Origin of the sequence: Archangium violaceum (assembly GCF_016887565.1) — a bacterium.
GTDB lineage: Bacteria > Myxococcota > Myxococcia > Myxococcales > Myxococcaceae > Archangium > Archangium violaceum_B.
This window is the reverse complement of sequence record NZ_CP069396.1, coordinates 10,854,142-10,880,737: the sequence shown is the minus strand read 5'-3', so window position 1 is coordinate 10,880,737 and position 26,596 is coordinate 10,854,142. Positions and strand designations below refer to the sequence as shown.

Annotated in this window: 20 protein-coding genes; 9 read left to right on the top strand and 11 right to left on the bottom strand. The window is 69.5% G+C overall.

Annotation, left to right across the window (positions count from 1 at the left end):
• Window positions 1–4: 4 nt before the first annotated feature.
• From JRI60_RS43270 to JRI60_RS43260, 3 genes are read right to left on the bottom strand one after another with little or no spacing between them, the layout of a single operon-like run.
• The gene (locus JRI60_RS43270) at window positions 5–835 is read right to left on the bottom strand and encodes an ABC transporter permease (RefSeq protein ID WP_204221913.1); all 831 of its coding nucleotides are present in this window, start codon (window positions 833–835) and stop codon (window positions 5–7) included.
• A complete protein-coding gene (locus tag JRI60_RS43265; protein ID WP_204221912.1) occupies window positions 832–1,743 on the bottom strand; it encodes an ABC transporter permease in 912 nt (303 codons plus the stop codon). The genes JRI60_RS43270 and JRI60_RS43265 overlap by 4 nt, the downstream gene beginning before the upstream one ends.
• The gene (locus JRI60_RS43260; protein ID WP_239470065.1) at window positions 1,740–3,287 is read right to left on the bottom strand and encodes an ABC transporter substrate-binding protein; all 1,548 of its coding nucleotides are present in this window, start codon (window positions 3,285–3,287) and stop codon (window positions 1,740–1,742) included. The genes JRI60_RS43265 and JRI60_RS43260 overlap by 4 nt, the downstream gene beginning before the upstream one ends.
• A 129-nt stretch (window positions 3,288–3,416) precedes the next feature.
• Here JRI60_RS43260 and JRI60_RS43255 point away from each other — a divergent pair, with 129 nt between their 5' ends.
• The 3 genes from JRI60_RS43255 (at window position 3,417) to JRI60_RS43245 (ending at window position 7,474) form a co-directional block, all read left to right on the top strand.
• The gene (locus JRI60_RS43255; RefSeq protein ID WP_204221911.1) at window positions 3,417–4,241 is read left to right on the top strand and encodes a HEAT repeat domain-containing protein; all 825 of its coding nucleotides are present in this window, start codon (window positions 3,417–3,419) and stop codon (window positions 4,239–4,241) included.
• Between the two features lie 287 nt (window positions 4,242–4,528).
• Window positions 4,529–6,775 carry a D-alanyl-D-alanine carboxypeptidase/D-alanyl-D-alanine endopeptidase gene (gene dacB / locus JRI60_RS43250; protein WP_204221910.1) on the top strand — a complete coding sequence of 749 codons (2,247 nt, stop codon included), beginning with the start codon at window positions 4,529–4,531 and terminating at the stop codon, window positions 6,773–6,775.
• A 180-nt stretch (window positions 6,776–6,955) separates the two neighbouring features.
• A complete protein-coding gene (locus JRI60_RS43245) occupies window positions 6,956–7,474 on the top strand; it encodes a single-stranded DNA-binding protein (RefSeq protein ID WP_204221909.1) in 519 nt (172 codons plus the stop codon).
• A gap of 130 nt (window positions 7,475–7,604) precedes the next feature.
• Here JRI60_RS43245 and JRI60_RS43240 read toward each other — a convergent pair whose 3' ends face one another.
• Window positions 7,605–8,270, bottom strand: a complete 666-nt coding sequence (locus JRI60_RS43240) for a succinate dehydrogenase (protein ID WP_204221908.1) — start codon at window positions 8,268–8,270, stop codon at window positions 7,605–7,607.
• A 221-nt stretch (window positions 8,271–8,491) separates the two neighbouring features.
• On the opposite strand from JRI60_RS43240, the gene JRI60_RS43235 reads away from it, so the two are divergent.
• From JRI60_RS43235 to JRI60_RS43215, 5 genes are all read left to right on the top strand, one after another.
• Window positions 8,492–9,391: an Hsp33 family molecular chaperone HslO gene (locus JRI60_RS43235; protein WP_204221907.1), complete on the top strand. Its 900-nt coding sequence runs from the start codon at window positions 8,492–8,494 to the stop codon at window positions 9,389–9,391.
• A 156-nt stretch (window positions 9,392–9,547) separates the two neighbouring features.
• Window positions 9,548–10,132: a phosphoribosyltransferase gene (locus JRI60_RS43230; protein WP_430384422.1), complete on the top strand. Its 585-nt coding sequence runs from the start codon at window positions 9,548–9,550 to the stop codon at window positions 10,130–10,132.
• A 24-nt stretch (window positions 10,133–10,156) separates the two neighbouring features.
• Complete coding sequence (gene selB, locus JRI60_RS43225; RefSeq protein WP_204221905.1) at window positions 10,157–12,073, top strand: selenocysteine-specific translation elongation factor; 1,917 nt, start codon at window positions 10,157–10,159, stop codon at window positions 12,071–12,073.
• Window positions 12,070–14,589 carry an ATP-binding protein gene (locus JRI60_RS54795; protein ID WP_204221904.1) on the top strand — a complete coding sequence of 840 codons (2,520 nt, stop codon included), beginning with the start codon at window positions 12,070–12,072 and terminating at the stop codon, window positions 14,587–14,589. Before selB ends, JRI60_RS54795 begins: the two co-directional genes overlap by 4 nt.
• 41 nt (window positions 14,590–14,630) lie before the next feature.
• Window positions 14,631–16,022, top strand: coding sequence for a sigma-54-dependent transcriptional regulator (locus tag JRI60_RS43215; protein ID WP_204229343.1), 1,392 nt, complete (start codon window positions 14,631–14,633; stop codon window positions 16,020–16,022).
• A 1,401-nt stretch (window positions 16,023–17,423) separates the two neighbouring features.
• On the opposite strand, the gene JRI60_RS43210 is transcribed toward JRI60_RS43215, so the two are convergent.
• The 7 genes from JRI60_RS43210 to nuoE all read right to left on the bottom strand — a co-directional run bounded on the left by JRI60_RS43210 (window position 17,424) and on the right by nuoE (window position 25,688).
• Window positions 17,424–18,983 carry an NADH-quinone oxidoreductase subunit N gene (locus JRI60_RS43210; protein ID WP_204221903.1) on the bottom strand — a complete coding sequence of 520 codons (1,560 nt, stop codon included), beginning with the start codon at window positions 18,981–18,983 and terminating at the stop codon, window positions 17,424–17,426.
• Between the two features lie 15 nt (window positions 18,984–18,998).
• Window positions 18,999–20,687, bottom strand: a complete 1,689-nt coding sequence (locus JRI60_RS43205) for a complex I subunit 4 family protein (protein ID WP_204221902.1) — start codon at window positions 20,685–20,687, stop codon at window positions 18,999–19,001.
• On the bottom strand, window positions 20,684–22,921 hold the full coding sequence (gene nuoL / locus JRI60_RS43200) for an NADH-quinone oxidoreductase subunit L (protein ID WP_204221901.1): 2,238 nt from the start codon (window positions 22,919–22,921) through the stop codon (window positions 20,684–20,686). The genes JRI60_RS43205 and nuoL overlap by 4 nt, the downstream gene beginning before the upstream one ends.
• A gap of 41 nt (window positions 22,922–22,962) precedes the next feature.
• Window positions 22,963–23,265, bottom strand: a complete 303-nt coding sequence (gene nuoK, locus JRI60_RS43195; protein WP_204221900.1) for an NADH-quinone oxidoreductase subunit NuoK — start codon at window positions 23,263–23,265, stop codon at window positions 22,963–22,965.
• Between the two features lie 61 nt (window positions 23,266–23,326).
• Complete coding sequence (locus JRI60_RS43190; RefSeq protein WP_204221899.1) at window positions 23,327–23,842, bottom strand: NADH-quinone oxidoreductase subunit J; 516 nt, start codon at window positions 23,840–23,842, stop codon at window positions 23,327–23,329.
• Window positions 23,839–25,173, bottom strand: coding sequence for an NADH-quinone oxidoreductase subunit NuoF (gene nuoF / locus JRI60_RS43185; RefSeq protein WP_204221898.1), 1,335 nt, complete (start codon window positions 25,171–25,173; stop codon window positions 23,839–23,841). Before nuoF ends, JRI60_RS43190 begins: the two co-directional genes overlap by 4 nt.
• Before the next feature lie 26 nt (window positions 25,174–25,199).
• A complete protein-coding gene (gene nuoE, locus JRI60_RS43180) occupies window positions 25,200–25,688 on the bottom strand; it encodes a complex I 24 kDa subunit family protein (RefSeq protein ID WP_204221897.1) in 489 nt (162 codons plus the stop codon).
• A gap of 103 nt (window positions 25,689–25,791) precedes the next feature.
• Between nuoE and JRI60_RS43175 the strand changes: the two genes are divergently transcribed.
• Complete coding sequence (locus JRI60_RS43175; protein ID WP_204221896.1) at window positions 25,792–26,547, top strand: TIGR02266 family protein; 756 nt, start codon at window positions 25,792–25,794, stop codon at window positions 26,545–26,547.
• The last annotated feature ends 49 nt before the right edge of the window (window positions 26,548–26,596 follow it).

Genomic DNA, 26,596 nt, shown 5'->3' with positions numbered 1-26,596 from the left:
CCACTCAGGGCCGGTGCTCCAGGTGCTTCGGGTCCAGCGTATCGCGCACGGCGTCTCCGAGCAGGTGGAAGCCGAGCACCGTGAGGGCCAGCGCCAGCCCGGGGAAGAGGGCCACGTGGGGCGCGACGAGGAGGTACTGCGTGCCCTGGTCCACCAGCGCTCCCCACGAGGGCGTCCCAGGAGGTGCGCCGAGCCCGAGGAAGCTGAGCGAGGCCTCGGCGAGGATGGCGCCGGGCAGGGCGGAGGTGGCCTGGATGACGAGCGGCCCCGCGGCGTTGGGCAGCAGGTGGCGGAAGAGGATGCGCGCGTTGCCGGCACCGAGCGCCCGCGCGGCCTGCACATAATCGCGCTCGCGCAGGGTGAGTACCTGGGCCCGCGCCAGCCGGGCGTAGCCCGTCCACCCGGTGAAGCTCAGGGCGAAGATGACGTGCGTCAGCGAGGGCCCCAGCACGGCGGTGATGAAGATGGCCAGGAGGATGCCGGGGAAGGCGAGCAGCACGTCCGTGAGGCGCATGAGGGCCTCGTCCACGAGCCCGCCCACATACCCCGCGAGCCCGCCGAGCACGGTGCCCACCAGCGCCGAGAGGGCCACGGCGAACACCGCGACCACGAGCGAGAGGCGCGCCCCGTGGAGGACATGGGTGAGCAGGTCGATGCCATTCTCCCCCGCGCCGAGCAGGTGGCCGGGGCCGGGCGGGGTGAGCTCGGCGGCGAGGTCGATGCGCTCCGGCGCGTAGGGGCTGAGCACGGGGGCGAGCAGCGCGGTGAGGACGAGCAGCCCCGCCACGGCGAGGCCGAAGCGCCCGCCCACGGAGCGGAAGTGGAGCCTCCTCATGCGCGCCTCCGCACGCGCGGGTCCACGAGCGAATAGGCCATGTCGGTGAGCGTGTTGACGAGCACGTAGCAGCAGGTGAAGACGAGCACGGTGGCGCGCACGGTGTTGTAGTCGCGCCTCTCGATGGCCGAGAGGAGCAGGGTGCCCATGCCGGGCCAGGCGAACACCTTCTCGGTGACGATGGCGCCGCCGAGCAGGGCGCCGAACTCGAGCCCGAGCACGGTGAGGATGGGCAGCAGGGCGTTGCGGAAGGCGTGCCGCCACAGCACGGCGCGCGGGTGGAGCCCCTTGGCGCGGGCCACGGTGACGTAGTCCTCGCGCAGCGCCTCCAGCATGGAGGCCCGGGTCATCCGCGCGAGGAACGCCGCGAGCGCGGTGCCCAGCGTGAAGGCGGGCAGCACGAGGTGGCGCCAGGAGTCCGCGCCGGACACGGGCAGCCAGTCCAGCTTCAGGGCGAAGAGGATGATGAGCACCGGGCCCAGCCAGAAGCGGGGCAGGGCCACGCCGGCCGCGGCCGCGCTCATGGCCGCCGCGTCCACCGCCGTGCCCCGGCGCGAGGCCGCGAACACGCCGAGCGGAATGGCCAGCACCACGGCGATGAGCATGGACGCGAGCGCGAGCAGCAGCGTGTGGGGTAGGGCCGTGCCAATGGTGGGCAGCACCTTCTTCTGGAAGGGCGGCAGCGAGGTGCGCAGCTCGCCGGTGAGGAAGTCCCGGGTGAAGCTCCAGAGCTGGAGGTGCACGGGCTGGTCGAGGCCCACCGCGCGGCGCAGTGCCTCCCGGTCCACCTGCGTGGCCTGCTCGCCGAGCATCACGTCGATGGGATCTCCCGGCACGAGGTGCAGGAAGAGCGACACGAGCAGCAGCGCGCCCACCAGCGCCACCCCCGCGGAGACGAGCCGCCTCATGGCTCCACCATCCTCGCCCGCGCCAGCGGAGTGAACATGCCGTGGGCGCTCGGCTCGAAATCCTGGAGCCGCTGGGAGGCGACCGCCACGGAGCTCTCGTGCCACAGGGGCACCACGGGCATCAGCGCGTCCACCCGCTCCTGTGCCCGTGCGTAGAGCACCACGCGCTCGGGGGTGGAGACGCGGCTGGCCTCGTCGAGCAGGGCATCGAGCGCCTCGTCCTTCAGCGCGCCCCGGTTGAAGCCGCCCCAGTGGTTGGTCTCCGAGGGCACGTTGCCCGAGTGGTACGCGCCACGCAGCAGGTCCGGCTCGATGACGGAGGCCCACTTGAGGGTGAAGAGCTCGAAGTTGCCCCGGCGGATGTCGTTGAAGAAGGTGCCGAACTCGAGCGAGCGCACCTCCACGGCCACGCCGCCGCGCGCCAGTTGCTCCTGGAGCACGAGCGCCACCGAGCGGCGGAATCGGTCCGTGCTCGTCTTGAGCTGGAGCCGGAGGCGGGGCGCGCCTCCGGGCCCATCCGGGTCCGGGTAGCCCGCCTCGTCCAGCAGCCGCGCGGCTTCCTTCGGGTCGTACCGGCAGCCCGTGACGGGAGCCCAGGCCCAGTGCGTGCGCGGCAGCATGGACTGGGCGGGCTCGGCCAGGCCGTGGAACTTGTACGTGACGAGCGGCCCCACGTCGACGAGGTGACACAAGGCCCGGCGCACCCGAACGTCCGTGAGCGGCCCTCCGCGCAGGTTGAGGCCCAGGTAGGCGAAGCCGGTGCCCGGTTTGGTGAGGACGCGCAGCGAGGGCTCGCGCTTCAGCGCCGGCAGCACGGCGGGGGAGAGCGCGTTGAGCACCAGGTCCGCGCGGCCCTTGAGCAGCTCCAGCACGCGCGTCGTCTCATCTCGCACCACGCGGAAGTGCAGCCGGGGGATGGCGGGCGCGCCGCGGTAGTGGCCCGCGAAGGGCACCAGCGTGAGGTGCTCCTCGTCCGGCTGGGACTCGAAGCGGAAGGGGCCCGCGCCGATGGGAGCCCGGCCCTGTGCCTCCTTGCCGGCGGCCGAGGCGCGCTCGGCGGGGAGGATGCCCAGGGACAGCTCGGCGAGCAGTGGCGCGTAGGGCCGGCGCAGGTGGAAGCGCACCGTGCGCGCGTCCACCACCGTGACGCGCTCGACGGCCGCGTACCGCTCCGCCCGCGGGCTGGCGATGGCCGCGTCCCCCATGCTGTCGTAGGTGGCCTTCACGTCCTCGGCGGTGAGGGCGCTCCCGTCGTGGAAGGTGAGCCCCGGACGCAGGGTGAGCTCCACGAGCGTGGGGGTCAGCTCGCGGAAGGACTCGGCGAGGTCCGGCACGGGTGTGCTGCTGTCGTCGAAGGTGATGAGCCCGGGGGTGATGAGCTGTGCGATGCGCTGGCCCGTGGCCGACAGCGTGAGCCGGCTGTCCAGACTCTCGGGAGGAGCCTCGATGAGCACGGTGATGGCCGGCGGTGGGCGCTCGGCGCGGCAGCCGGGCACGAGCGCCACGAGGAGCGCCAGGACCGCATGGCGGAGTGGCGGTGGCATCGGGCCCCTCATTTGTGACACAGCACTCACCTGTTCGGAACTCAATCAGAATCACTTCCAGGCCTATCCTGGAAGCCGGGGAGTCATTACTTCAGGGCTCCCCGGGGGGCTCGATTGCACGGATGCGCCATGGACTACCGCAGACCCGAGGATCCCCGTAGCACCGAAGAGCTCATCGCCCTCTCCCTGCGGGGCGAGGAAGACGACGAACAGGCCTGGGATGCCATCGCCCTGCTCCACTGGCGGGGCACCCGCGAGGTCTTCGAGGCGGCGAAGCGGCTCGTGCAGTCGCCGCTGGCTCGCGAGCGCGGCCGGGGCGCGGACATCCTCGGCCAGCTGGGCATCCCCAAGCGGACCTTCCCCGAGGAGTCCCTCCAACTCCTGCTGGACCTGCTCCGCCGGGAGACCGAGCCCGCCGTGCTCGAGTCCGCCGCGACCGCGCTCGGTCACCTGAGAGATCCGCGTGCGGTGCCGGAGCTCGTGACGCTGAAGACCCACCCGAGCGCGGAGGTGCGGATGGGGGTGGTCCACGGGTTGATGTGCCAGCAGGACCCGGAGGCCATCGCCGCGCTCATCGCGCTGTCGGGTGACCCCGACGAGGACGTCCGCAACTGGGCCACCTTCAATCTGGGCACCCAGCTCGACATCGACACGCCCGAGCTGCGGGAGGCCCTGCTGCGCCGGCTCTCGGATCCCCACGAGGAGACCCGGGGCGAGGCGCTCGTGGGGCTCGCCCGGAGGAAGGACCCCCGGGTGCTGGAGCCCCTCCTGGCGGCGCTTTCCGCCAACAACGTCATGGTCCTGGTCGTCGAGGCGGCGATGGAGCTCCAGGACGCGCGCGTGTACCCCCACCTGATAGCGCTCCGCGACGGCCCCGGTGAGGCGGAGCACTACTTCCGCAGTGTCCTCGATGAAGCCATCCGCAGCTACGAGTCGCCGCTGTCCACCGAATGACCGCCGCCGGTGGATGGGCCCTCGCCGGCTCTCTCCTGTCGGAGTGTCTCTCACCCTCGTGGGAACACCTCCGCCATGTCGGCCCGGGTGGGTAGGATTCGGGGCGATATCACACGCATGCCCGCCTGGTCGTCCTTCTCTGAAATCGAGCACTAGTCCACACGAGCCGAGATGCTTTGCCGCCTGGTGGAAGACCGGGCACCCGGTACGCACTCTCCGATCGAGTGTCTCCCTTGCCGCCCCTGACTCCCCCTCCCATAATGGCTGCCACCTTCCCCGGAGAGCACGTGCAGGTTCACCGAGCCAGATCCCTCTTGGCCGTGACGTTCGCCATTTTCGTCACGTTTCCGCGCGCGGGTGTCGCCGCCGCGGACGACAAGAAGCGCGCCGAGCGCGAGGCACTCAAGGCTTCGTTGATGCAGGTGCTGCAACGCGAGCCCCTCAACGCGAGCCGTGTGGGCATCCACATGATGAGCCTCGACGACGGCACGGTGGTGTTCAGCCAGAACGCCGACGAGCTGCTCAACCCCGCTTCCAACGTGAAGCTCGTCACCTCGGCGGCGGCGCTCGTCACGCTCGGGCCCGAGTACCGTTTCGAGACCGAGTTCCTCGTGGAGCCCGAGTCCGATGGCCTCAAGGCCAAGACGCTCTACGTGCGCGGCAAGGGCGACCCCTCCATCAACACCGAGCGCCTCTACGGCATGGTGGCCGACCTCTTCCACACCGGCCTGCGCGAGGTGCAGGACATCGTCGTGGACGAGGCGTGGTTCGACCCCGAGCGCACCCCTCCCGGCTATGACCAGGAGGACTCGGATCGGGCCTACATGGCCCCCACCGGTGCTTTGAGCCTCAACTGGAACGCGGTGGGGGTGTACCTGCGTCCGGGTGACGTCGTGGGCGCCAAGGGCGTGGTGGAGCTCGAGCCGCCCAGCGACTACTTCGCGGTGGACAACCAGCTGACCACCGGCAACCACCGGGCCCGCCGCTTCTCGGTGGCCTCGGATGCCTCCGGTGCCCAGCAGAAGATCGTCGTGCGCGGTCAGGTGGCCCAGGGTGGCGGCTACATGAGCGTGTACAAGAAGATCGACAACCCGCCCATGTACTTCGGCCAGACGCTCAAGCAGATGCTGAACGCGCGTGGCGTGAAGGTGAAGGGCAAGGTGAAGCCGGGTGTCACGCCCCAGAAGGCCAGGCTGGTGTACGTGGCCCACTCGGAGACCTTCGACGTCATCCTCAAGCGCCTCAACAAGGTGTCGAGCAACTTCATCGCCGAGACGCTCCTCAAGACGATGGGCGCCGAGGCGCGTGGGGTGCCGGGCACCTTCGCCAAGGGCATCGACGTGGTGGAGGACTTCCTCTCGCGCGAGGTGGGCATCCCCCGCGGCACCTACGTGATGAAGAACGGCAGCGGCCTCAATGACGCCAACCGCTTCTCCGCCGCGCAGATGGACCGGATCCTCCGCTACATGTACGAGCGCTTCCCGCTGGCGCCCGAGTACCTGTCCTCGCTGGGCATCGCCGGCAAGGACGGCACGCTGCGCTACCGCTTCGATGGCACCGAGGCCGTGGGCCGGCTGCGCGCCAAGACGGGCACGCTGGAGAACGTGTCGGCCCTCAGCGGCTACGTGCAGGCGGCCGGTGGGGAGAAGTTCATCTTCTCCATGATGGTGAACGACTACCCGGGCCGCTCCGGACCGGTGGTGCGCGGGCTGGACGCGCTGGGCGCGGCGGTGGCCTCGATGGGCTCCACGATGGGCCCCGGGCGCGCGGTGGCGGAGCTCGCCAGCGAGGAGAAGTCGAGCAGCCCCCTGGCCGAGGTGACCAGCCGGGTGAAGACGTACCTGGCACTGGGCAGCCAGAGGGATCCGCGCAACATCGGCTTCCTGCGCACGGCGTGGCGCAGCGAGAGGGACCCCGCGGTGCGCGCGGTGCTGGCCGAGAGCCTCTACCAGTCCAACCCGCAGGACTACCTCGGGGTGCGCACGCTGCTGGACAGCTACTCGGCCGGTACGGAGGTGTATGGCCGGCTGCGCTCGGTGGCGCGTGAGCTGTCGGTGGAGGTGCCCGGGCTGGGCAGCATGGTGGAGCTGGCCGCCAGCGGCAACGCCGAGGCGCTCTCGCGCATCGTCGAGCTGTCCGGGGCCTCCTCGGGCGATGTCGGCTCCGAGTCGGAGATGGTCGAGGGTCTGGGCGCCGTGGCGCGCACGGCCCCGGAGGAACTGGTGCAGGCGCTGCGCGGTGCCTCGGCGAAGGATCGCGAGGCGGCCACCTCGCTGCTGGCGCGCGGGCTGGTGCAGGCCGGCGAGGCGGAGCACCCCTTCTGGAAGGCGCTGAAGAAGAGCCTGGGCTCCACCGACACGAAGCTGGTGGAGTTCGCCCGCTCGCTGGAGGGCTCGCTGTCGCGCAAGGTGGCCGAGGAGAAGGCGCCCAAGCCCCAGCAGCTGGTGCCCACGCAGGTGGTGGCCCCGGCCGCCGCCGTGCCCATGGGCCCCGGCCCCGCCGAGCGCACCGCCGAGACCCGTCCGGGCGGGTGAAGCGCTCGGTCCGCTGTCTGCTCGTCCGCCTGTCAGCCAACGGATGACCGGGTGAATCCCTGTTCAGGTGGGGACTCACCCGGTATGCTATAGGGCGAGCTCGATGCGGGTTCTGTTCCCGCATCGGACGCATGTGACCGGCCCGTGGTGGGTCGGTCCTCGAAGAGAAAGGAAGGCGTCATGGCTGGAGGAGTCAACAAGGTCATCCTCATCGGCAATCTCGGCGCGGACCCGGAGGTGCGTTTCACCCCGGGCGGCCAGGCGGTAGCCAACTTCCGCATCGCGACCAGCGACACCTGGACCGACAAGAACGGCCAGAAGCAGGAGCGCACGGAGTGGCACCGCATCGTGGTGTGGGGGAAGCTCGCGGAGCTCTGCGGCGAGTACCTGAAGAAGGGCCGCCAGTGCTACGTCGAGGGTCGCCTGCAGACGCGCGAGTGGACGGACAAGGAAGGCCGCAAGAACTACACCACCGAGGTGGTGGCCAACGGAGTGACCTTCCTCGGCGGCCGTGACGGCGCCGGCGCGGGTGGTGGCGGTGGTGGTGGCGGCCGCGGTGGTGGCTACTCGCAGCGCGGGGGTGGCCAGCAGCAGGGCGGTGGCTACGAGGACTACGGCCCGCCTCCGATGGATGACGGCGGCGGCATGGGCGGCGGTGGTGGCGGCAACGGCGGCGGGGACGACGACATCCCGTTCTAGGCCGACCGCCTGGAAGCGAAACGGCCGCTCCCGGATGTTCGGGGCGGCCGTTGTCGTTGCGGGGTTGTTTCGGCGAAGACCCTCACCCCGACCCTCTCCCAGGGGGAGAGGGAGGAAGGGGGACAGGGGCTCACCCGTAGGCGGCGCCGGCCTTGTACAGCGCGAAGATGGCGCCCCAACCCATGGCCAGCAGCACCAGGAAGATGGCGATGGACCACGGCTCGAAACGGCGCATGGAGCGCTCGGAGGCCAGCAGACCCCAGCCCATGGCGAAGCCCTGCAGGCCGTTGGCGATGTGGTACGCCGTGCCCAGCACGCCCAGCACGTAGACGATGATCGTCGGCGCGTGGAAGTGCATCTCCCGCGCGATGTCCGAGAACGGCTCCGCGTGACCCTCCACCAGCCGCGGGTGCAGGAAGGCCAGCCACATGTGCGCGCCCAGGAAGAAGAGCACGCCGAGGCCCGCCACGCGCTGAACGATGTACTTGAGGTTGCCGTAGTACGGGTAGGCCGCGTTGTTCGGCTTGAAGCTCAGCAGCCTCACGATGCCCCACCCGGTGTGGAGCAGCAGCGGGAGGATGACGACCAGGAACGTGGCGGCCTGCGCGTACGGGTGCTTGTACTGCGTCACCGCCGACTGCCAGGCCTCGGCGCCCTGCCAGGCGGCGAGGTTGTCCCACAGGTGGTTCACCACCCAGATGCTCAGCGGCACCACGGCGAGGAACGAACCCAGGCGGGACTGGAGGAGCGGCGTCTTCTGCGATTGGACGGGGGCGGCTGCGGCGTGGGTGCTCATCGGTACTCCGGAAGACGGACGGACGGACAGTGGGTTATAGCCCGGTCCCGCCCGGCGGTAGCACTTTCCTCCATCAGCGGACGGCAGCCGGGGCACACGGAGGTATTAGGTAGGACGATGCTTCCGAGGAGGCCCCTCCGCCCGGACCCCGGACGGGGGAGCCCTCGCGCTCATTGTCATTGGCGAGCGGCGCGCGGGTGGGCACGCTAGTTCCACGACCTATGGCCGATGAACTCGTCAGTGGATTGTTGAAGGAAACCGACCTGCGCGTGGTGCTCGTCACCGCCAGCGAGCTCGCTCGCCGGGCGCGCGAGCTGCACCGCTCCGCGACGGCCTCGGCCTCGTTGATGGCGCAGGGCCTCACCGCCGGCGCCCTGCTCGCCGCCCTGCAGAAGAGCGACTCGCGCGTCAACCTGCAGCTCGAGTGCGACGGGCCGCTCCGGGGCCTCTTCGTGGATGGGGACACCTCGGGCGTGCTGCGCGGCTACGTGAAGAACCCGCTCGTGTCCCACGTGGGCGCCGAGGGCCAGTACCACTGGCGTCCCGCCCTGGGGAACAAGGGCTTCCTCTCCGTGCTGCGCGACCTGGGCGGGGGCGAGTACTACCGCTCCTCGGTGGAGCTCGAGAGCTTCGACCTGGCGAAGGATCTGGAGCGCTACTTCACCATCTCCGACCAGCTGCCCTCGCGCGTCTACCTCACCGTGCTACCGGAGAAGTCCGATGGGACCTCCGAGCCGCTGGGCCTGGTGGCGGGCCTGCTCATCCAGCCGCTGCCCGACGGGGACCGGGAGGCCTTCCAGGCGCTCGGCGACAGGCTCGCCAGGGACTTCGAGCCCACCGTGCGGGCCCAGGCGGCCCAGGGCGCCACGGCGCTCCTCAAGACGTTGGTGCCCCAGGCGGATCTGGAGGTGATGTCGCGCTACCCCGTGTCCTTCACGTGCAGTTGCAGCAAGGACCGGGTCAAGCGAGCCCTGATGTCCATGGGCCGCGAGGAGCTGGAGGACATCCTGGCCAAGGAGGGCCAGGCCGAGGCGGATTGTCACTTCTGCACCACTCACTACGTGGTCTCCGGGGAGGAGATCCGCGAGCTCCTGGCGGAGATGACCCAGGCCATGAGCTGAAGGGGCAGGCAGGCTCCGTCGGGAGTGGCGATACCGCGCTCCCCAGGGTATGACGGCACCGTACCCCACACTGGAGTCCTCGCCGTGGCCACCAAGCGGGCAACGCCGAAGGCAACGCCCAAGGGCACGAAGGGCAAGCCTTCCCAGAAGCAGCAGGTGGAGACGCTCGTCTCCATCCCGTCGGATCTGATCCTCGCGCCTCAGGTGGAGGCGCCGCGCCAGCTCACCGGACGCGACCAGTCCCACAAGAAGACCCGGGTCCAGGAGCTGTCCTGGGCGCAGTTCGACCGCTCGGTGCAGGGGCTCGCGCGGGAGATTGGCAAGAGCTACAAGCCCCAGGCGGTGGTGGGCGTGGCGCACGGGGGAGTGTTCGTGGGCGGGGCGCTCTCCAGCGCGCTCGGCTGCGAGTTCTTCCCGGTGCGCATCAGCCGCCGCAGCCGGGACAAGGGCGCGGCCAAGCCGAAGCTGACCGGGGAGATGCCGCGTGAGCTCAAGGGCAAGCGCGTGCTCATCGTGGACGACGTGGCCTCCAGCGGGGACACGTTGGAGCTGGCCAGCGCCCTGGCGCTCAAGGTGGGCGCCAAGGAGGTGCACACCGCGACGCTGGTGGCCCGTACCGACGGCTTCGCCCCGGGTTTCTGCGCGCTGACCACCGAGGCGCTCGTCGTCTTCCCGTGGGACTACGAGGCGGTCACCGAGGACGGGCGGTTCGACGTGGACCCGGACAAGGCGGGGGCCTGAACCGACGGAGAGCCGGGGGGCGAGATGATCATCGGTACCGCGGGGCACATCGATCACGGCAAGACGTCACTGGTCAAGGCGCTCACCGGTATCGACACGGATCGGCTCAAGGAGGAGAAGCGCCGGGGAATCACCCTGGAGCTGGGCTTCGCGCACCTGAAGCTGGACGATGGCACCGTGGCCGGTGTGGTGGACGTGCCCGGCCACGAGCGCTTCGTGAAGGCGATGGCCGCGGGCGCTGGCGGGGTGGACGTGGCGGTGCTGGTGGTGGCCGCGGACGAGGGCGTGATGCCCCAGACGCGCGAGCACCTGGACATCTGCCGGTTGCTGGGCGTGAAGGCCGGCGTCATCGCCCTCACCAAGTCGGACCTGCTGGCGGAGCTGGGCGCCGAGTGGCGCGCGCTGGTGGAGGCGGACCTGTCCACGCTGGTGGCCGGCACCTTCCTGGAGGGCGCGCCGGTGGTGCCCGTCTCCTCGAGGACAGGGGAGGGGCTGGACGGGCTGCGCGCCGCGCTCACCCGCGTGGCCCAGGGGCTGCCCTCGCGTCCCTCCGAGGGTCCGGCCTTCCTGCCGGTGGACCGGGCCTTCACCATCAAGGGCTTCGGCACGGTGGTGACGGGCACGCTGCTGTCCGGGGCCCTGGCGGTGGAGGACACCGTGTCGCTGCTGCCGGGCCTGCCCGGGCCGCTGCGCGTGCGCGGGGTGCAGATGCACGGCGAGGCGGTGTCGAAGGTAACGGCGGGCCAGCGCACCGCGGTGAACCTGACGGGCGTGGAGCCCGAGGCGATTTCGCGCGGCATGGTGCTGGTGAAGGCCGGCGAGGTGCCCGACACGCGCATGCTGGACGTGGAGCTGAGCCTGTTGCCCGCGGCGGAGGAGGCCCTGCCCCGGCGCCGCAAGCTGCTGCTGCACCTGGGCACCGCGCAGGTGGAGGCCACGGTGGCGCTGTTGGACCTGGAGAAGCTGGAGCCGGGGGAGACGGCGCTCGCGCAGCTGCGCCTCTCCGAGCCCATGGCCGCGCTGCCGGGTCAGCGCTTCATCCTCCGGGGCTCGCGCGCGCTGCCGGGCCGGGGCGCCACGCTGGCCGGCGGGCGCGTGCTGTCCATCACCCCGCCGCGCCGCCGCAAGGGAGGCTCCGAGGTGGTGGCCCCGCTGCTGGAGGCGGATGCGGGCGGCCAGGTGGCGTGGTTGCTGCGCCAGTCGGGCTACCGGGGCCTCACGCAGCAGGAGCTCTTCGCGCGCTCGGCGCTGGCGCCCAGGGTGCTGTCGCGAGCCCTGGAGCTGCTCGGCTCGCGCGGCACGGTGCTGCTGGTGGACCGGGAGCGGCGCCTGTACGTCTCCGGCGAGGTGTTCGAGGGCCTGCAGGCGCGGGCCCTGGCGCTGCTCGCCACCTTCCACGAGCGCGAGCCCTTGCGCGAGGGCCTCTCGCGGGAGGAGCTGCGCCAGCGCCTGTCGGGCGAGCTGGACGCGCGCCTCTTCGCCCGGGTGGTGCAGGCGCTGACGGACGCGGGGAAGGTGGAGGTGGAGAAGGAGGTGGTGCGCCTCAAGGGGCGGGGCCGGACGCTCACCCTGGACGAGGACGCGGCGCGCACGCGGTTGGTGGCCGACCTGTCGGCGGCGGGACTCTCGCCGCCCACGCTCAACGAGCTGGCGCAGCGGCTCAAGCTGCCGGCGGCCCGGGTGCAGGAGTTGCTCAAGGTGGCAATGGCGGAGGGCAGGGTGGTGCGGGTGAGCGAGGAGCTGTTCTTCGACGCGGGGGCGCTGGCCGGGCTGAAGGAGCGGCTGGTTGCCCACTTGCGCGAGAAGAAGGAGATTTCCACCCAGGCCTTCAAGGAGCTGGTGGGTCAGAGCCGGAAGTTCGTCATTCCCCTCTCGGAGTACTTCGACCGCGAGAAGGTAACGCTCCGGGTCGGAGAGAAGCGGGTGCTGCGGCGCGCATGACGACGAAGCGTTTCAGCGAGACGGCCCTGCGGGCCCTCATCGAGTCCTTTGGCAACCCCATGTACGTCGCGAAGGGGGGCCGGGTGTGGGCGGCGAACGAGGCCTACCTGGAGATGCTGGGCCTGGGCCGGGCGCAGGTGGAGGGCCGCCTGTTCCTGGATTTCGTCCGTCCGGAGGACCGGGCACGTCTGGAGGCGCGCTACCGCAAGCGCGAGGAGGGGGTGTTGAAGGAGACGGGTCCCCAGCGCTACCTGTTGCCCCGGGCGGGCGGAGGGTCGCTCGAGGTGGCCACCTACGTGCAGGAGGTGGAGCTGGAGGAGAGCGGCCGCGCGATGCTCATCAACCTCCTGGTGCTGGGCGAGCGGCCGGCGGAGCTGGTGGTGGCCGAGCGCCTGGTGGAGACGTCCGCGGAGCTCGTCGCGGCGCGCTCGGAGGCGGCGGTGCGGCGGGTGGCGCTGGCGGGCCTCACGGGCGCGGGGTTCTCCGCGCACTTCCTGGTGCGCGACGGCGAGCGCTTCGTCATCCGGGACGGAGACGGGGCGCTGCCTCCGGAGGACATGGCGCTGGGACTGCGGGCGCTCGCCGAGGGGCGGCCCACCTTCGGCCACCTGCCCGAACTGGACTCCAGCCACGTCTACCTCCCGCTGGGCACCACGCTGTCGGAGGTGCTGTGGGTGTCCGGGGAGGGGCTGTCGGCCTCGTACGGCTCGGTGCTGGCGCTCTTCGCCAAGGTGGTGGGGGCCGCCCTCACCGACGCGCGGCTGCTGGCGGAAGTGGAGCGGGGCCGGCTGGAGCTGGGAGCGGTGGCCGAGCTGGCGCGCTTCGTCGCCCAGCCGGAGCCGCCCTCGCCCGAGGATTTCCTCTCGCGCCTGTCCACGCTGCTCAGCGCGGATGCCGCCCTGCTGTATGCCCCCGAGTCTCCGGAGGGCGAGCTGGTCCTCACGGCGCAGGTGGGACTGGACGGCCAGCTGAGCGCCGTGCTCGCCGCGCCACTCGGGCGCATGTCGCCCGCCCTGGTGACGGCCCGAGGCGCGGTGCTCTCCAGCGAGGCCGAGGAGCGCGCGTTGATGGAGGCCACCGCTGGGCGCCTGGGCTGTGGCGCGGCGGTCCGCCTGGCCCATGGCGGCCACCCGCGGGGGCTCCTCCAGGTGCTGCGAGCCCCGGGGCGCTCCTTCGACGGGGGAGATCTGCGGCTGTTGGTGCCGCTGTCCGAGCTGATGATGACGCTGCTCGACCAGCGCCGTCTGCGCAGCGAGTCCGCCCGGCAGCTCGCCGACACGCGCCTGCTGCTGGACCTGGCCCGCACCACCACCGCCACCCTGGAGGTGGCCAGCATCCTGGACGTGGCCTCGGACTTCCTCGTCAAGCTGCTGGACGTCTCCAACTGCTTCATCCTCCTGCATGACGAGCAGGCCGGGGTGCTGCGCGGCGCCGCCGCCTCGGCCACCCACCGCGACTTCTTCCGCGGCGTGGTGATTCCGGTGGACGAGCCCGTGGGCATCGCCGCGCGCGTGGCCCGCGAGCGCCGGCCGATCGCCGTCCCGGACCTGTCGAAGGTCGCGGAGCTGGCGCACCGCGAGCTCGTCCGCCGCTTCGAGGAGAAGGCCGTGCTGGCCCTGCCGCTCACCTCGCGCGAGGAGCTCATCGGCGTGGTGCTGCTGGACGACACGCGCCACCCGCGCACCTTCCCGCCCGCCTTCATCGAGCTGGCCGAGGCCACATGCGGGCAGATCGCCCTGGCCATCGCCAACGCCCGCCTCTACGAGTCGCTCTGGGCCTCCTACGCGGAGCTGGCCGCCGCGCGCGCGGAGATGGTCAAGCGCGAGCGCCTGGCCGCGCTCGGAGAGCTGTCGGCCATCGTGGCCCACGAGGTGCGCAACCCCCTGGGCGTCATCTTCAACGCCGTGGCCTCGCTGCGCCGCATGCTCAAGGCCGAGGGCGACGCGGGCATGCTGCTGGACATCCTCGCGGAGGAGAGCGACCGGCTCAACCGCATGGTGGGGGACCTGCTGGACTACACCCGCCCGCGCGAGCCCATGCTGCACCTGGAGGAAGTCCCGCGCGTGCTGCAGGAATCGGTGGACTCCGCGCGGGCCCAGCAGGGGGGCTCCGGCCGCATCACCTTCTCCGTCGACGCGGACCCGGAGCTGCCCCGGGTGCCGATGGACCGGCGCCTCATCCGCCAGGCGCTCGTCAACGTGCTCATCAACGCCATGCAGTCCATGCCACAGGGCGGCCCCATCCAGGTGCGCGCCCGGCGCGAGCCGCATGCCGGCAAGGACGTGCTGCGCGTCGACGTGACGGACCTGGGCTGTGGCATCCCCACCGAGCTCGTCCACCGTGTCTTCGAACCCTTCTTCACCACCAAGGCCCAGGGCACGGGCCTGGGGCTCGCCGTGGTCAAACGCATCATCGAGGAGCACCACGGAGAGCTCTCCGTGGAGAGCGCTCCGGGCCGTGGCACCACCTTCTCCCTCCGCCTTCCCCTCACCCAGCTGACGACGAGCCTGCCGTGACCGACGCACCCACTCAGCTCCATCGCGGACGCATCCTGGTCGTGGACGACCAGCGCAACATGCGGGCCACCACCGCGCTCCTCCTGCGCTCCGAGCGCTACTCCGTCCTCGAGGCCGCCAACGGCGAGGAGGCGCTCGCGACGCTCGCGAGCAACGGGGTGGACCTGATGTTGACGGACCTGAAGATGGAGCCCATGGACGGGCTCACCCTCCTCAAGAAGGCGCTGGAGGTCACCCCGCGCCTGCAGGTCATCATGATGACGGCCTTCGGCTCCATCGAGAGCGCGGTGGAGGCCATGCGCCAGGGGGCGTTCGACTACGTCACCAAGCCCTTCAAGGAGGGCGAGCTGCGCTACCGGGTGGAGCGCGCGTTGGAGCGGGCCCGGCTGCTGGCGGCGGTGGACATGTTCGCCGGCGAGTTCAACGAGCGCTACGGCCTGTCCGCGCTGGTGGGCCGCAGCCCGGCCATGCAGGAGCTGCAGTCGCGGCTCATCCGCGTGGCGCAGAGCGACGCCACGGTGCTGGTGCAGGGCGAGAGCGGCACGGGCAAGGAGCTCGTCGCCCGCGCGGTGCACGCGCAGAGCCGGCGCAAGGACAAGCCCTTCGTCCCCGTCAACTGCGCCGCCATCTCCGAGACGCTGCTGGAGAGCGAGCTGTTCGGCCACGCCAAGGGCGCCTTCACCGGCGCGGTGCGTGCCCGCCGTGGCCTCGTCGAGGAGGCGGACGGCGGCACGCTCTTCATCGACGAGGTGACGGAGACGACGCCCGCCTTCCAGTCCAAGCTGCTGCGCACCCTGCAGGAGGGCGAGGTGCGGCGCGTGGGCGAGTCCACCCCGGTGAAGGTGGACGTGCGCATCGTCGCCGCCACCAACCGGGACATCGAGGTGGAGGTGCGCGAGAAGCGCTTCCGGCAGGACCTGTACTACCGGCTCAACGTGGTGTCGTTGCGCGTGCCGCCCCTGCGCGAGCGCCTGGAGGACGTGCCGGCGCTGGCCGAGCACTTCCTCAAGCGCGCCAACGCCCGCAGCCCGGAGCCCAAGCGCCTGTCGAAGGCGGCGGTGGAGCACCTGATGAACTACAGCTTCCCCGGCAACGTGCGCGAGCTGGAGAACCTGGTGGAGCAGGCGGCGGCGCTGGCCGAGTCGGAGGAGCTGCTGCCCGAGGACTTCCCGGTGCGCCTGGAGGCCCGCGTGGATGCAGCGGGCCCGATGGGGGCCTCGCTCACGCCCCAGTCGGCGGACACCAGCACCCGGATGCCCACGCTGGCCGAGGCAGTGGATGAGGCCGAGCGCCGGGCGATCGCCCAGGCCCTGGAGCGGCACGGGACGGACCTGGGCCGGGTCGCCGAGGAGCTGGCCATCTCCTCGACCACGCTGTGGCGGAAGATGAAGCGCCTCAACCTGCGTCCACCCGGGGGCGATCACCGGGACTGAGTCTTCACGGGCGGTGTTTCTCGCCGCACTCCCCGTCAGAATTGAAAATGCGTATTCAATCCTGAAAAGCGGAAGTGCCCGAGATGAGGCCGGATTTTCAGATCTGCAAGGGGATTGCAGCGCTGCAATGCCCGGAAGGGGAGACCGAAGGCCCGGGTAAGTGCCAAGTGCCTGAAATTACTGGCCTCTGAGAGTCTGGGGGCAGTGGCATGGCGAGTGCTAAAGCGTAGACCCGGAGCACATCGAAGCGAGGTTGAAGGTGGTTCCCCCCCACCCCTTCAGCACTTCCGGTGAGCTTTTGAAGAAGAACCCGCGGCCCGGTCCCCTTCATGAGGGTACCGGGCCGCCTTCTTTTTGGGCCTCGGGTCCTCAACCCCGTTCACTGCTGAAAGCCCTTTCATTTCTGAAAAGTGGATTTCAAGGCTGCAATGCAGGGGTGAAATGCAGGAGGGCGCGAGGGAGCCTGAACGCGCCAAGTGGCTGAAAGGACTGGGTGTCGAGGACCCCTCCCGGCTGGCATGGGGAGTGCTAAAGACAGGATACGGAGCACGTCGAAGTAGGCAGAAGGTGGTTCCCCCCCACCGCCTTCAGCGCTTCCGGTGAGCTTCCTGAGAAGAACCCGCGGCCCGGTATCCTTCATGAGGATGCCGGGCCGCCTTCTTTTTGGGGCTCTGCTTCCGGCTCCAGCTCTCGGTCGGAGTGGTTTTTCACTCCTGCAAGGCGGATTTCAGGGCTGCAATGCAGGGATGAAAGGGGAGGCGGGCGTGCCGGGGCTTGAAAGCGCCAAGCACCTGGAATGACTGGCCTCCGAGAGCCCCGCCGGGTTGGCATGGCGAGTGCTAAAGAGAAGACTCGGAGCACGTCGAAGTGGGCTGAAGGAGGTTCCCCCCCACCGCCTTCAGCACTTCCGGTGAGCTTCCTGAGAAGAACTCGCGGCCCGGTATCCTTCATGAGGATGCCGGGCCGCCTTCTTTTTGGGCCTCGGGAGTGGCGGCGACGGAGGCGGGCGTTTGCACTTCTGCACGGCGATTTCAAGGTTGCAATGCAGGGGTGAAAAGCAGGAGGGCGTGCCGAGGCCAGGCGGTGCCAAGTGCCCGGAAAGACTGGCCCCCAGCATCCCGTGGGGTTGGCATGGGGAGTGCTAAAGAGAAGACACGGAGCACGTCGAAGTAGGCAGAAGGTGGTTCCCCCCCACCGCCTTCAGCGCTTCCGGTGAGCTTCCTGAGAAGAACCCGCGGCCCGGTATCCTTCATGAGGATGCCGGGCCGCCTTCTTTTTTGGGGCTCTGCGTCCGCCTCCGTGCCAGGCGCCCGGGCCGCACCGGCGGGGGCGAGGGTGCCCGGAAACGAAAACGCCCGGGCGGAGTCGCCCGGGCGTCGGTGAATCCAGTGGACTGGGAGCTCAGCGGCTGAGCAGCGAGCCGGCCTGGACGATCCACTCGCCGACGGGGCCGGGCATGATGCCCAGCAGCACCACGGCGATGGTGGAGACCACGAGGGCCAGCTCGGTCATCCAGTTGCGCTCGAGGGTGTGAGCGCCCTCGGGCACGGGCCGCATGTACATGTAGACCACCACGCGCAGGTAGTAGTAGGCGCCGGCCGCGCTGGAGAGGACCGCGATGATGGTGAGGCCCACGAGGCCCGCGTCCACGGCGGCCTGGAAGAGCAGGAGCTTTCCGATGAAGCCGACGGTGGGGGGGATACCGGCGAGCGACAGCATGAAGGCGGCCATGGCGAAGGCCCAGCCCGGACGGCGCTGCGCCAGGCCGCTGAAGCGCTCGAGATCCCACGCGGTGCCCTTCTCCTCGTCCTCGCGGCGCTCCAGCATGGAGATGATGCCGAAGGCGCCCACCGCGGTGACGGTGTAGGCGAGCAGGTAGAAGAGGATGCCGCGCAGGGCCTCCACGCGCGTCACGTCCAGGGGGCTGGCGCCCACGAGCGCGGTGGGGCCCAGCAGCCTGAACTCCTGGCCCGGCTGCGACACGAAGAGGGCCGCCACGCCCAGCATCACGTAGCCGGCGTGGGCGATGGAGGAGTAGGCCAGCATGCGCTTCACGTTGCGCTGCGGGATGGCCATCAGGTTGCCCACCACCATGGTGAGCAGCGCCAGGGTGGAGAAGAGCGCGAAGGGCAGCTCCGGGCTGATGCCGGTGCCCACGGAGACGAACACGCGCACCAGGGCCACGAAGGCGGCGGCCTTCACACCGGCGCTCATCAGCGCGGTGACGGGGGTGGGCGCGCCCTCGTACACGTCCGGCGTCCACATGTGGAAGGGCACCGCGGCCACCTTGAAGGCGAAGCCGGCGGCCACCAGCACCGCGCCCGCGTAGACGAGCGCCGGGTTGACGGTCATCGCGCTCTTCAGCGGGGCCACCATGTCCCCGAGCAGCGTGGTGCCGGTGGCGCCGTACAGCAGCGCCGAGCCGTACAGCAGCACCGCCGAGGAGAACGCGCCGAGGATGAAGTACTTGAAGCCCGCCTCGCTCGGCCGCGTGCCGCGCCGCAGGTAGGACGTCAGCGCGTACGTGGAGATGGAGAGGACCTCGATGTTGACGAAGAGGGTGATGAGCTCGTTGGACAGGCCCAGCAGGCTCATGCCCGCGCCCGCGAAGAGCATCAGCGCGTAGAACTCACCGCGCTCGGCCCCGCGCTTGCGCAGGAAGCCGGCCGAGGTGAGCGCCGCCAGTCCCACCGACACGCAGACGATGAAGGTGAGGAAGCTGGAGAACGGGTCCATCGCCCCGAAGCCGAGGAATACCTCGCGCGCCGGCTCGGCCAGCAGCGACAGCGACACGATGCCGGCGATGACGGACGTGACGGTGGTGAGCACCGCCTGGTAGCCGCGCGACGAGGTGGCGGAGAGGAACACCTCCGATATCAGCAGGACGCACGCTCCCAGCACCAGGATGATGGCGGGGATGAGCGGCAGGAAGTCCGCCGAGGTGAGGTTGGGAATGTTCATGGTGGGGACTCTCGACTAGCGCCGGTCGGCGAGCTGGCCCGACGGCTGGGCGGTGGGGGCGGCGGCCATTCCGGAGGGGGGCAGGGGCATCACGGTGATCTGCACGTCGCCGGGCTGCACCTTGCTGCCGGGGGCGCCCAGGTTGGCGCGGGTGATGAAACGCTCGGTGGACGGGTTGATGCGGTCCAGGAAGGGCTGCGGCATCAGGCCCATCACCACCACCAGGATGAGGAACGGCACCACCGTGGCGAACTCACGCAGGCTCAGGTCCGACAGGTGCTGGTTCTCGCGGTGGGTGAGGGGGCCGAAGAACACCTTCTGCACCATCCACAGCATGTACGCCGCGCCGAGGATGACACCCAGAGCCGCCAGCACACCGACGGCCAGACCCAGGTTGCTCTTGAAGGTGCCCAGCAGCACCAGGAACTCGCCCACGAAGCCGTTGGTGCCCGGCACCGCCACGGACGAGAAGGTGATGATGAGGAAGGAGGCCGTGTACACCGGCACCACCTTGGCGATGCCGCCGTAATCGGACATCAGGCGGGTGTGGCGCCGCTCGTAGAGGAAGCCGAACAGGAGGAACAGCGCGCCCGTGGACACGCCGTGGTTGAGCATCTGGTAGGCGCTGCCGGTGGCGCCCTCGGCGGTGAGCGCCAGCATGCCCAGCATGCAGTAGCCCAGGTGGCTGACCGAGGAGTAGGCGATGAGCTTCTTGATGTCCCGCTGCGCCAGGCACATCAGCGCGCCGTAGACGATGCCGATGACGGACAGGGCCGCCAGGATGGGCCGGGCCTGGTGCGTCGCCGCCGGGAAGAAGGGAATCGCGAAGCGCCAGAAGCCGAAGGTACCCATCTTCAGCATCACGCCGGCCAGGATCATCGAGCCCGCCACGGGCGCCTGCACGTGGGCGTCCGGCAACCAGGTGTGCACCGGCCACATCGGGACCTTGATGGCGAAGGCCAGCGCGAAGGCGGCGAACATCCAGGGGCCCCAGCGGTAGAGCGTTCCGGCGAGCCCCGCGAGCTGCCCGCAGTCACCGCCGGTGGCCATGCAGGTGGAGATCTCCCGGTTGGCGGCCACCAGGTTGTTGTAGATGGCGGCGTAGTCGAAGGAGCGGTTCCCCGGCGTGCTGCTGATGAAGTACACGGCGACGATCGCCACCAGCATCAGCAGCGAGCCCACCAGGGTGTAGAGGAAGAACTTCACGGCCGCCATCTGGCGGTCCTCGCTGCCCCACACGCCCACCAGCAGGTACATGGGGATGAGCATGGCTTCCCAGAAGACGTAGAAGAGCAGCACGTCCAGGGACACCAGCGCGCCGAGCATCACCGTCTGCAGCGCCAGGAGCGCCAGGTGGAACTCCTTCACGCGCTCGGTGATGTACGTCTGCGAGGCCATCACCACCAGGGGCCCGAGGAACACGGTCAGCAGCAGCAGGCTGACGGCCAGGCCGTCCACGCCGATGTGGTAGCTGACGCCGAGCTGCTCGAGCCACCGGGTGCGGTACTCGAGCTGGAACTCGGCACCGCTCGGCTCGAAGCGCATGTAGGCCCAGACGCCGAACACCAGGTCCACCAGCATGCCGATGAACGTGAGGGTGCGGATCTGCCCGCGCTCGGTGCCGGGAATCAGCCAGATGAGGGCCGCGAAGAGCAGCGGCAGGTAGACGACGATGTTGAGCAGATGGGTATCGAAGAAGCTCATTGCAGCACCTGGATGAGCGCGTAGACCGCGCCGCCGAGCAGGGCCAGGGCCATCACCGCAGCATAGCCCTGTGCATCTCCCGTCTGCACGTAGCGCAGGGCGCTGCCCACGCGGGCCGTGACCCACGCGGTACCGCGCACCGCCACCGTGTCGATGAGGAGCGTGTCCACCAGCTTGTAGAGGATGCCGCTCACGTTCTTCACCGGCCGGATGACCAGGAACTCGTAGGCCTCATCCACGTAGAACTTGTTCTGGGTGAAGCGGCGCACCGAGCGGGCGAAGGCCGGAGCCGGCTTGCCCGCCTGCGCGGGGAAGTACTTCATGTACAGGAAGGCCGACACGGCACCGCCCGCCAGCGCCACCAGCCAGGCGAAGACGTAGTCGCCGAGGCCCGGCACGCTGTGGTCCAGCTTCACCAGGTCCGCGCGGCCGGCGATGCGCTCGGCGCTGGCGAACACGGGGCCCAGGAAGTTCTCCATGACGGGCTGCGGCCCGTTGCGGCCCGGCATCAGCGGCAGCGCGTACACCAGTGCCACCACGCTGAGCACCGCCAGCACCACCAGCGGCAGCGTCATCTGCCAGGCGCTCTCGTGCGCGTGGGCGATCTTCGCCTCCGGCGAGCGCTTGCCCTCGAAGGTGAGCAGGTAGGCGCGCGACATGTAGAACGCCGTGCTCGCCGCGATCAGCAGGCCCACGTAGTACAGCGCGTGGGTGACGCTCTCGTAGCCGTGCAGGTGGTTGTGGTGCAAACCGTGGAAGATGGCGTCCTTGGAGAAGAAGCCGGAGAGCGGGACGATACCGGTGATGGCCAGGGTGGCCACCAGGAAGGTGCCCCACGTCCACTTCATCTCGTGGCGCAGGCCGCCCAGCTTCTTGATGTCCGTCTCGTCCGCGTTGCCGTGCATGACGCTGCCGGCGCCGAGGAAGAGGCAGGCCTTGAAGAACGCGTGGGTGACGAGGTGCAGCACCGCCGCCCAGAAGATGCCGGCGCCCACGCCCATGAACATGATGCCCAGCTGGGACACCGTGGAGTAGGCGAGCACCTTCTTGATGTCGTCCTGCGCGAAGGCGATGAGCGCGGCCAGCAGCGAGGTGATGGTGCCGATGATGGCCACCGTCGTCATGGCGGTGGGGCTGAGCACCAGCAGGAAGCTCATGCGGCTGAAGAGGTAGACGCCCGCGGTCACCATCGTCGCCGCGTGGATGAGGGCGGAGACGGGAGTCGGACCGGCCATGGCGTCCGGCAGCCAGACGTACAGCGGGAACTGGGCGCTCTTGCCCGCCGCGCCGAGCAGGAACAGCAGCAGCGCCACCGTCAGCACGCCACCGAAGGTGCGGCCGGCGAGCGGCCCCTCCGCGATGGGCGTCTGCAGGGTGACGGCCGCCTGGGCGTTGACCTCCGCGTTCTGCGGCAGCGCGTTGGCCAGGACCTCGAGGCCCTGGAAGGCCACGGGGCCCTTGAGCTGCTGGCCCTCGCGGAAGCGCACCTGGGCGGTCTCGGCGGCACCGCTCACCGTGGTGAAGTTGGCCACGTTCGCCTGGCTGTTGAAGGCGCTGACCAGCAGCACGATGAGGAAGGTGGCGATGAGGAACGCGAAGTCACCGATGCGGTTGGTGATGAACGCCTTGCGTCCCGCCCAGGCCTTGGCCGCGTCCGTGTACCAGAACCCGATGAGCAGGTAGCTGGCCATACCGACGCCCTCCCAGCCCACGAAGAGCAGGACGAGGTTGTCGGCGAGCACCAGCGTGAGCATCGCCGCCACGAACAGGTTGAGGTACGCGAAGTACCGCCAGTACCCGTCGTCGTGCTCCATGTAGCTGGTGGAGTACAGGTGGATGAGGAAGCCCACGCCGGTGATGACCAGCAGGAGCGTTCCGGACAGGTGGTCCACCAGCAGGCCGAAGTTCACCCGGAAGGTGCCGACGGAGAACCAGGTGCCGTAGTCGTAGCCGATGGCGTAGCGGATGGCGTTGGGCGAGTAGACGCTCTCCATGGCCACCGGCGAGCCGCCCTGCACGTGGCTGACGCACCAGAAGGCCAGCACGGACAGCACGAAGGAACCGGCCACCGTCGCGCACGCGATGAGGTGGACGTTGCCGCGGCCCAGCATCTTGCCGAACACGCCGCACACGAACGCGCCCAACAGCGGCAGCGCGATGATGAGCCACAGGGACTGCGCGAAGATGGCGGGTTCCACCGGCGCGGTCATGAAGAATTGCTTGAGGGCTTCCATGGGCAGAGGGGCTCTCTAGGGCGGAAGGAGGGGCCGGGCCGTCAGTGCTTCATCGTCCGGATTTCGTCGATGTTGACGGTGCCTCGGCTGCGGAACACGGCGATGACGATGGCCAGGCCGATGGAAGCCTCGGCCGCCGCGACCGCGATCACGAAGAAGGCGGACACGTGGCCCGTCAGGTTGCCGTTCTGTTTGGCGAAGGCGAGGAACGTCAGGTTCGCCGCGTTGAGCATCAGCTCCACGCACATGAACACCACCAGGGCGTTGCGGCGGATGAGCACGCCGAACATGCCGAGGCAGAACAGGGCTGCGGCGAGGATCAGGTAGTACGAGATCGGGACCATGGCCGGACTTGGGGAGGGCGAGCGCCGCCCGCCTTCTAGCAGAGGGTTGAAGGGGACGGGCTCAAATCCGCGACTTGGCCACCACCACCGCGCCCACCATGCCCACCAGCAGCAGGAGGCTGACGGCCTCGAAGGGCAGCAGCCACTTGGTGTAGATGGTCTGGCCGATGACCGCCAGGGTGCCGAAGCCGTTGGCCACCGCCTGCGGGCCGGTGAACGTCTCGACGCGCTCCGGAATCCGCCAGATGGCCACCACCAGCACCGCCAGCAGCCCCGCCGCCGCCGCCCCGCCCGCAATCCGCGAGAGCGTCAGCCGCGGCCCGGTCGAGGTGGACTCGCCCAGGTTGAGCAGCATGATGACGAAGAGGAAGAGCACCATGATGGCGCCCGCGTAGACCAGCACCTGCAGCACCGCCACGGTGTGGGCCCACAGCAGCACGTAGATGCCGGCCAGGAAGAAGAACGTGGCCACCAGCGACATGGCGGAGCTGATGGGGCTCTTGGCGAAGATGACCAGCCCGGCCGACAGCAGCGTCAGGAGCGCGAAGGCTCCGAAGAGAATCAGCTCGATGTTCACGACCACTCTCCGAACGCGCCCCAGGGCTTGTCGCCGAACGGGCAGCGGTGCTCGCGGATGTGCGCCTCGAACTCGTCGCGGAAGCGCATGAGGAAGGAATGCGTCGGCAGCGCCGCGGCATCGCCCAGCGCGCAGATGGTGTTGCCCAGACCGATGGGCGGGTAGGGCGCGATGGAGGACGCCACGTTGCTGAGGATCTCCACGTCACCCGGCTCGCCGCGGCCCTCTTCGATCTTCCGCAGGAGGCGCGTCTGCCACGGGGTACCCTCGCGGCACGGCGTGCACTGGCCGCACGACTCCTCGGCGTAGAAGCGGGCCACGCGCCACAGGCTGCGCACCATGCAGGTGGTGTCGTCCATGACGATGACGCCGCCAGAGCCCGCCATGGTCTGCTTCACCTTGACGGCCTCGAACTCCATGGCGATGTCCAGCTCGTCCGGGCTGAGGATGGGTGCCGACGAGCCGCCCGGGATGACGGCCTTTATCTTGCGACCCGCGGGCAGGCCCCGGCCGTACTTGTCGTCGAAGATGAGCTGGGTGAACGTCGCCTCCAGCGGCACCTCGTAGACGCCCGGCCGGTTCACCGTGCCGGACAGGCACACCAGGCGGGTGCCACCCGACTTGTCGGTGCCCAGGCCGGCGTACCAGGCCGAGCCGCGGGTGAACACGTGGGGCACGCTGGCGAGCGTCTCCACGTTGTTGACCACCGTGGGGCAGCCGAACAGGCCCACCACCGCGGGGAACGGCGGCTTGAGACGGGGCCAGCCCTTCTTGCCCTCGAGGCTCTCGAGCAGCGCCGTCTCCTCGCCGCAGATGTAGGCGCCCGCGCCGCGCACCACGTAGCAGTCCAGCTGGTAGTCCTTGCCCAGCATCTTCTTGCCGAAGATGCCGGCGGCGTAGGCCTCCTTGATGGCCGCGTTGGCGCGCTCCGCCTGGAGCTTGAACTCACCGCGCAGGTACACGTAGCAGGTGTGCACGCCCAGCGCGTAGGACGCGATGGCGATGCCCTCCAGCATCATGTGCGGGTCGTTCTCGAGGATGTAGCGGTCCTTGAAGGTGCCCGGCTCGGACTCGTCGCCGTTGACCGCGAGGTACTTGGGCTTGGGGCTGTCCTTGGGGACGAAGCTCCACTTGAGGCCCGTGGGGAAGCCGGCTCCGCCGCGCCCGCGGAGGTTGGACTTCTTCACCTCGTCGATGATCTGCGCCGGCGCCAGCTCCAGGGCCTTCTCCAGCCCCTTGTAGCCCCCGCGCTTCTTGTACTCATCCAGCGTCCAGGAGTTGGGCTTCCCCCAGGCGCTCGAGATGATCGGTTCAAATGCCGTTGTCGCCATGGAATCAGGTTCCTTGATGCAGGAGTTCAGGGGAGCTTGTCGAAGATCGCGTCGACCTTGGCCTTCGTCAGGCTCTCGTGGTGCTCCTCGTTGATTTGCAGGCACGGCGCGGTGCCGCAAGAGGCCAGGCACTCGGTCTCGCGCAGGAAGAAGCGCTCGTTCGACTCACCGGCCTTCAACCCGAGCTTCTGCTCCAGGTAGGCGAGCATCTTCTCCGCGCCCCAGAGGGAGCAGGAGAGATTGGTGCAGACGTCGACGGTGTACTTCCCGGGCTTCTTGAGGTGGTACATCACGTAGAAGCTCGCCACCTCGTAGGCGCGCTCGGGCGTGACGTTCAACCGGCTGGCGACCAGCTTGAGTCCCTCGGGGGGCAGCCAACCTTTCAACTCCTGCAGCAGTCGGAGCGCGGGTAGCATCGCTGCGCTCTTCCGATCCGCGGGGTAGTGCGAGAGGATCTCCGCGATCTCCGCGTCGAACTTCTTCTGCTCTTCGGGGGTGAACAGGGGCTCCGCCATGGCGGGCGCTTCGTAAGGCTCGAATGGCCGCGTTGTCAACATAAACCCTCGGAGCTACACTCCGTCCCATCAGCGAAATGCCGAGCGATTTCAACCCCTTGTTATGAATCGGGGATCAGACGACAAGCGAGATGAGCCCCGAGTGCCGCTCGTGCTGCGGGTGCGTTTCCCGGATCAGGCTCGGATGGCGGCCGTGACGGAGAACCTCTCCAAGGGGGGGATCTTCGTGCAGACGGACCGTGCCTTCACGGCCGGTGAAGAGGTGGGGTTGGCACTTTCTTTCCCGGGGCTGCTGAATCCGGTAGAAGTCGTGGGGACGGTGGCCTGGATACGGCCAGCGTCGGCCGAGGCGCCGGGTGGTGTCGGCATCCGGGTGGTGCGCGATCAGGACCGGCAGCGATTGGGTGAAATCTTGAGTTCGGCAGGACAGACCCGCGCGTCGGACCCGAAGGCGCTCCCCGCCGAGGGCTACCGTGTCCTCATCGTCGAGGACAACCCGCACATCGTCGAGATGTACAGCTACGTGCTCAAGAAGCTGGCGAGCGGCGAGCTGGCGGGCAAGGTGCCGCTGGAGGTCCACTTCTCCCCGGATGGGCACCACGCGCTGCAGGCCCTGCGCTCCAGCCGCTTCAGCCTGGTGATGACGGACCTGTACATGCCGGTGATGGACGGCTTCGCGCTCATCGAGCGCATCCGCGCCGAGGAGCCGCTCAAGTCCATTCCCGTGGTGGCCATCTCCGCGGGCGGTCCCGAGGCGCGAGAGCGCGCCATGCAGCTGGGCGTGGACATCTACCTGCGCAAGCCCGTGCGCTTCCAGGAAGTGCTGGAGACCGTGAAGCAGCTGCTTCACATTCCCTGACAGTCGGCGGGGAGGCTCGCTTTGAGGCGGGGTGCCGGGACGGCTAGAG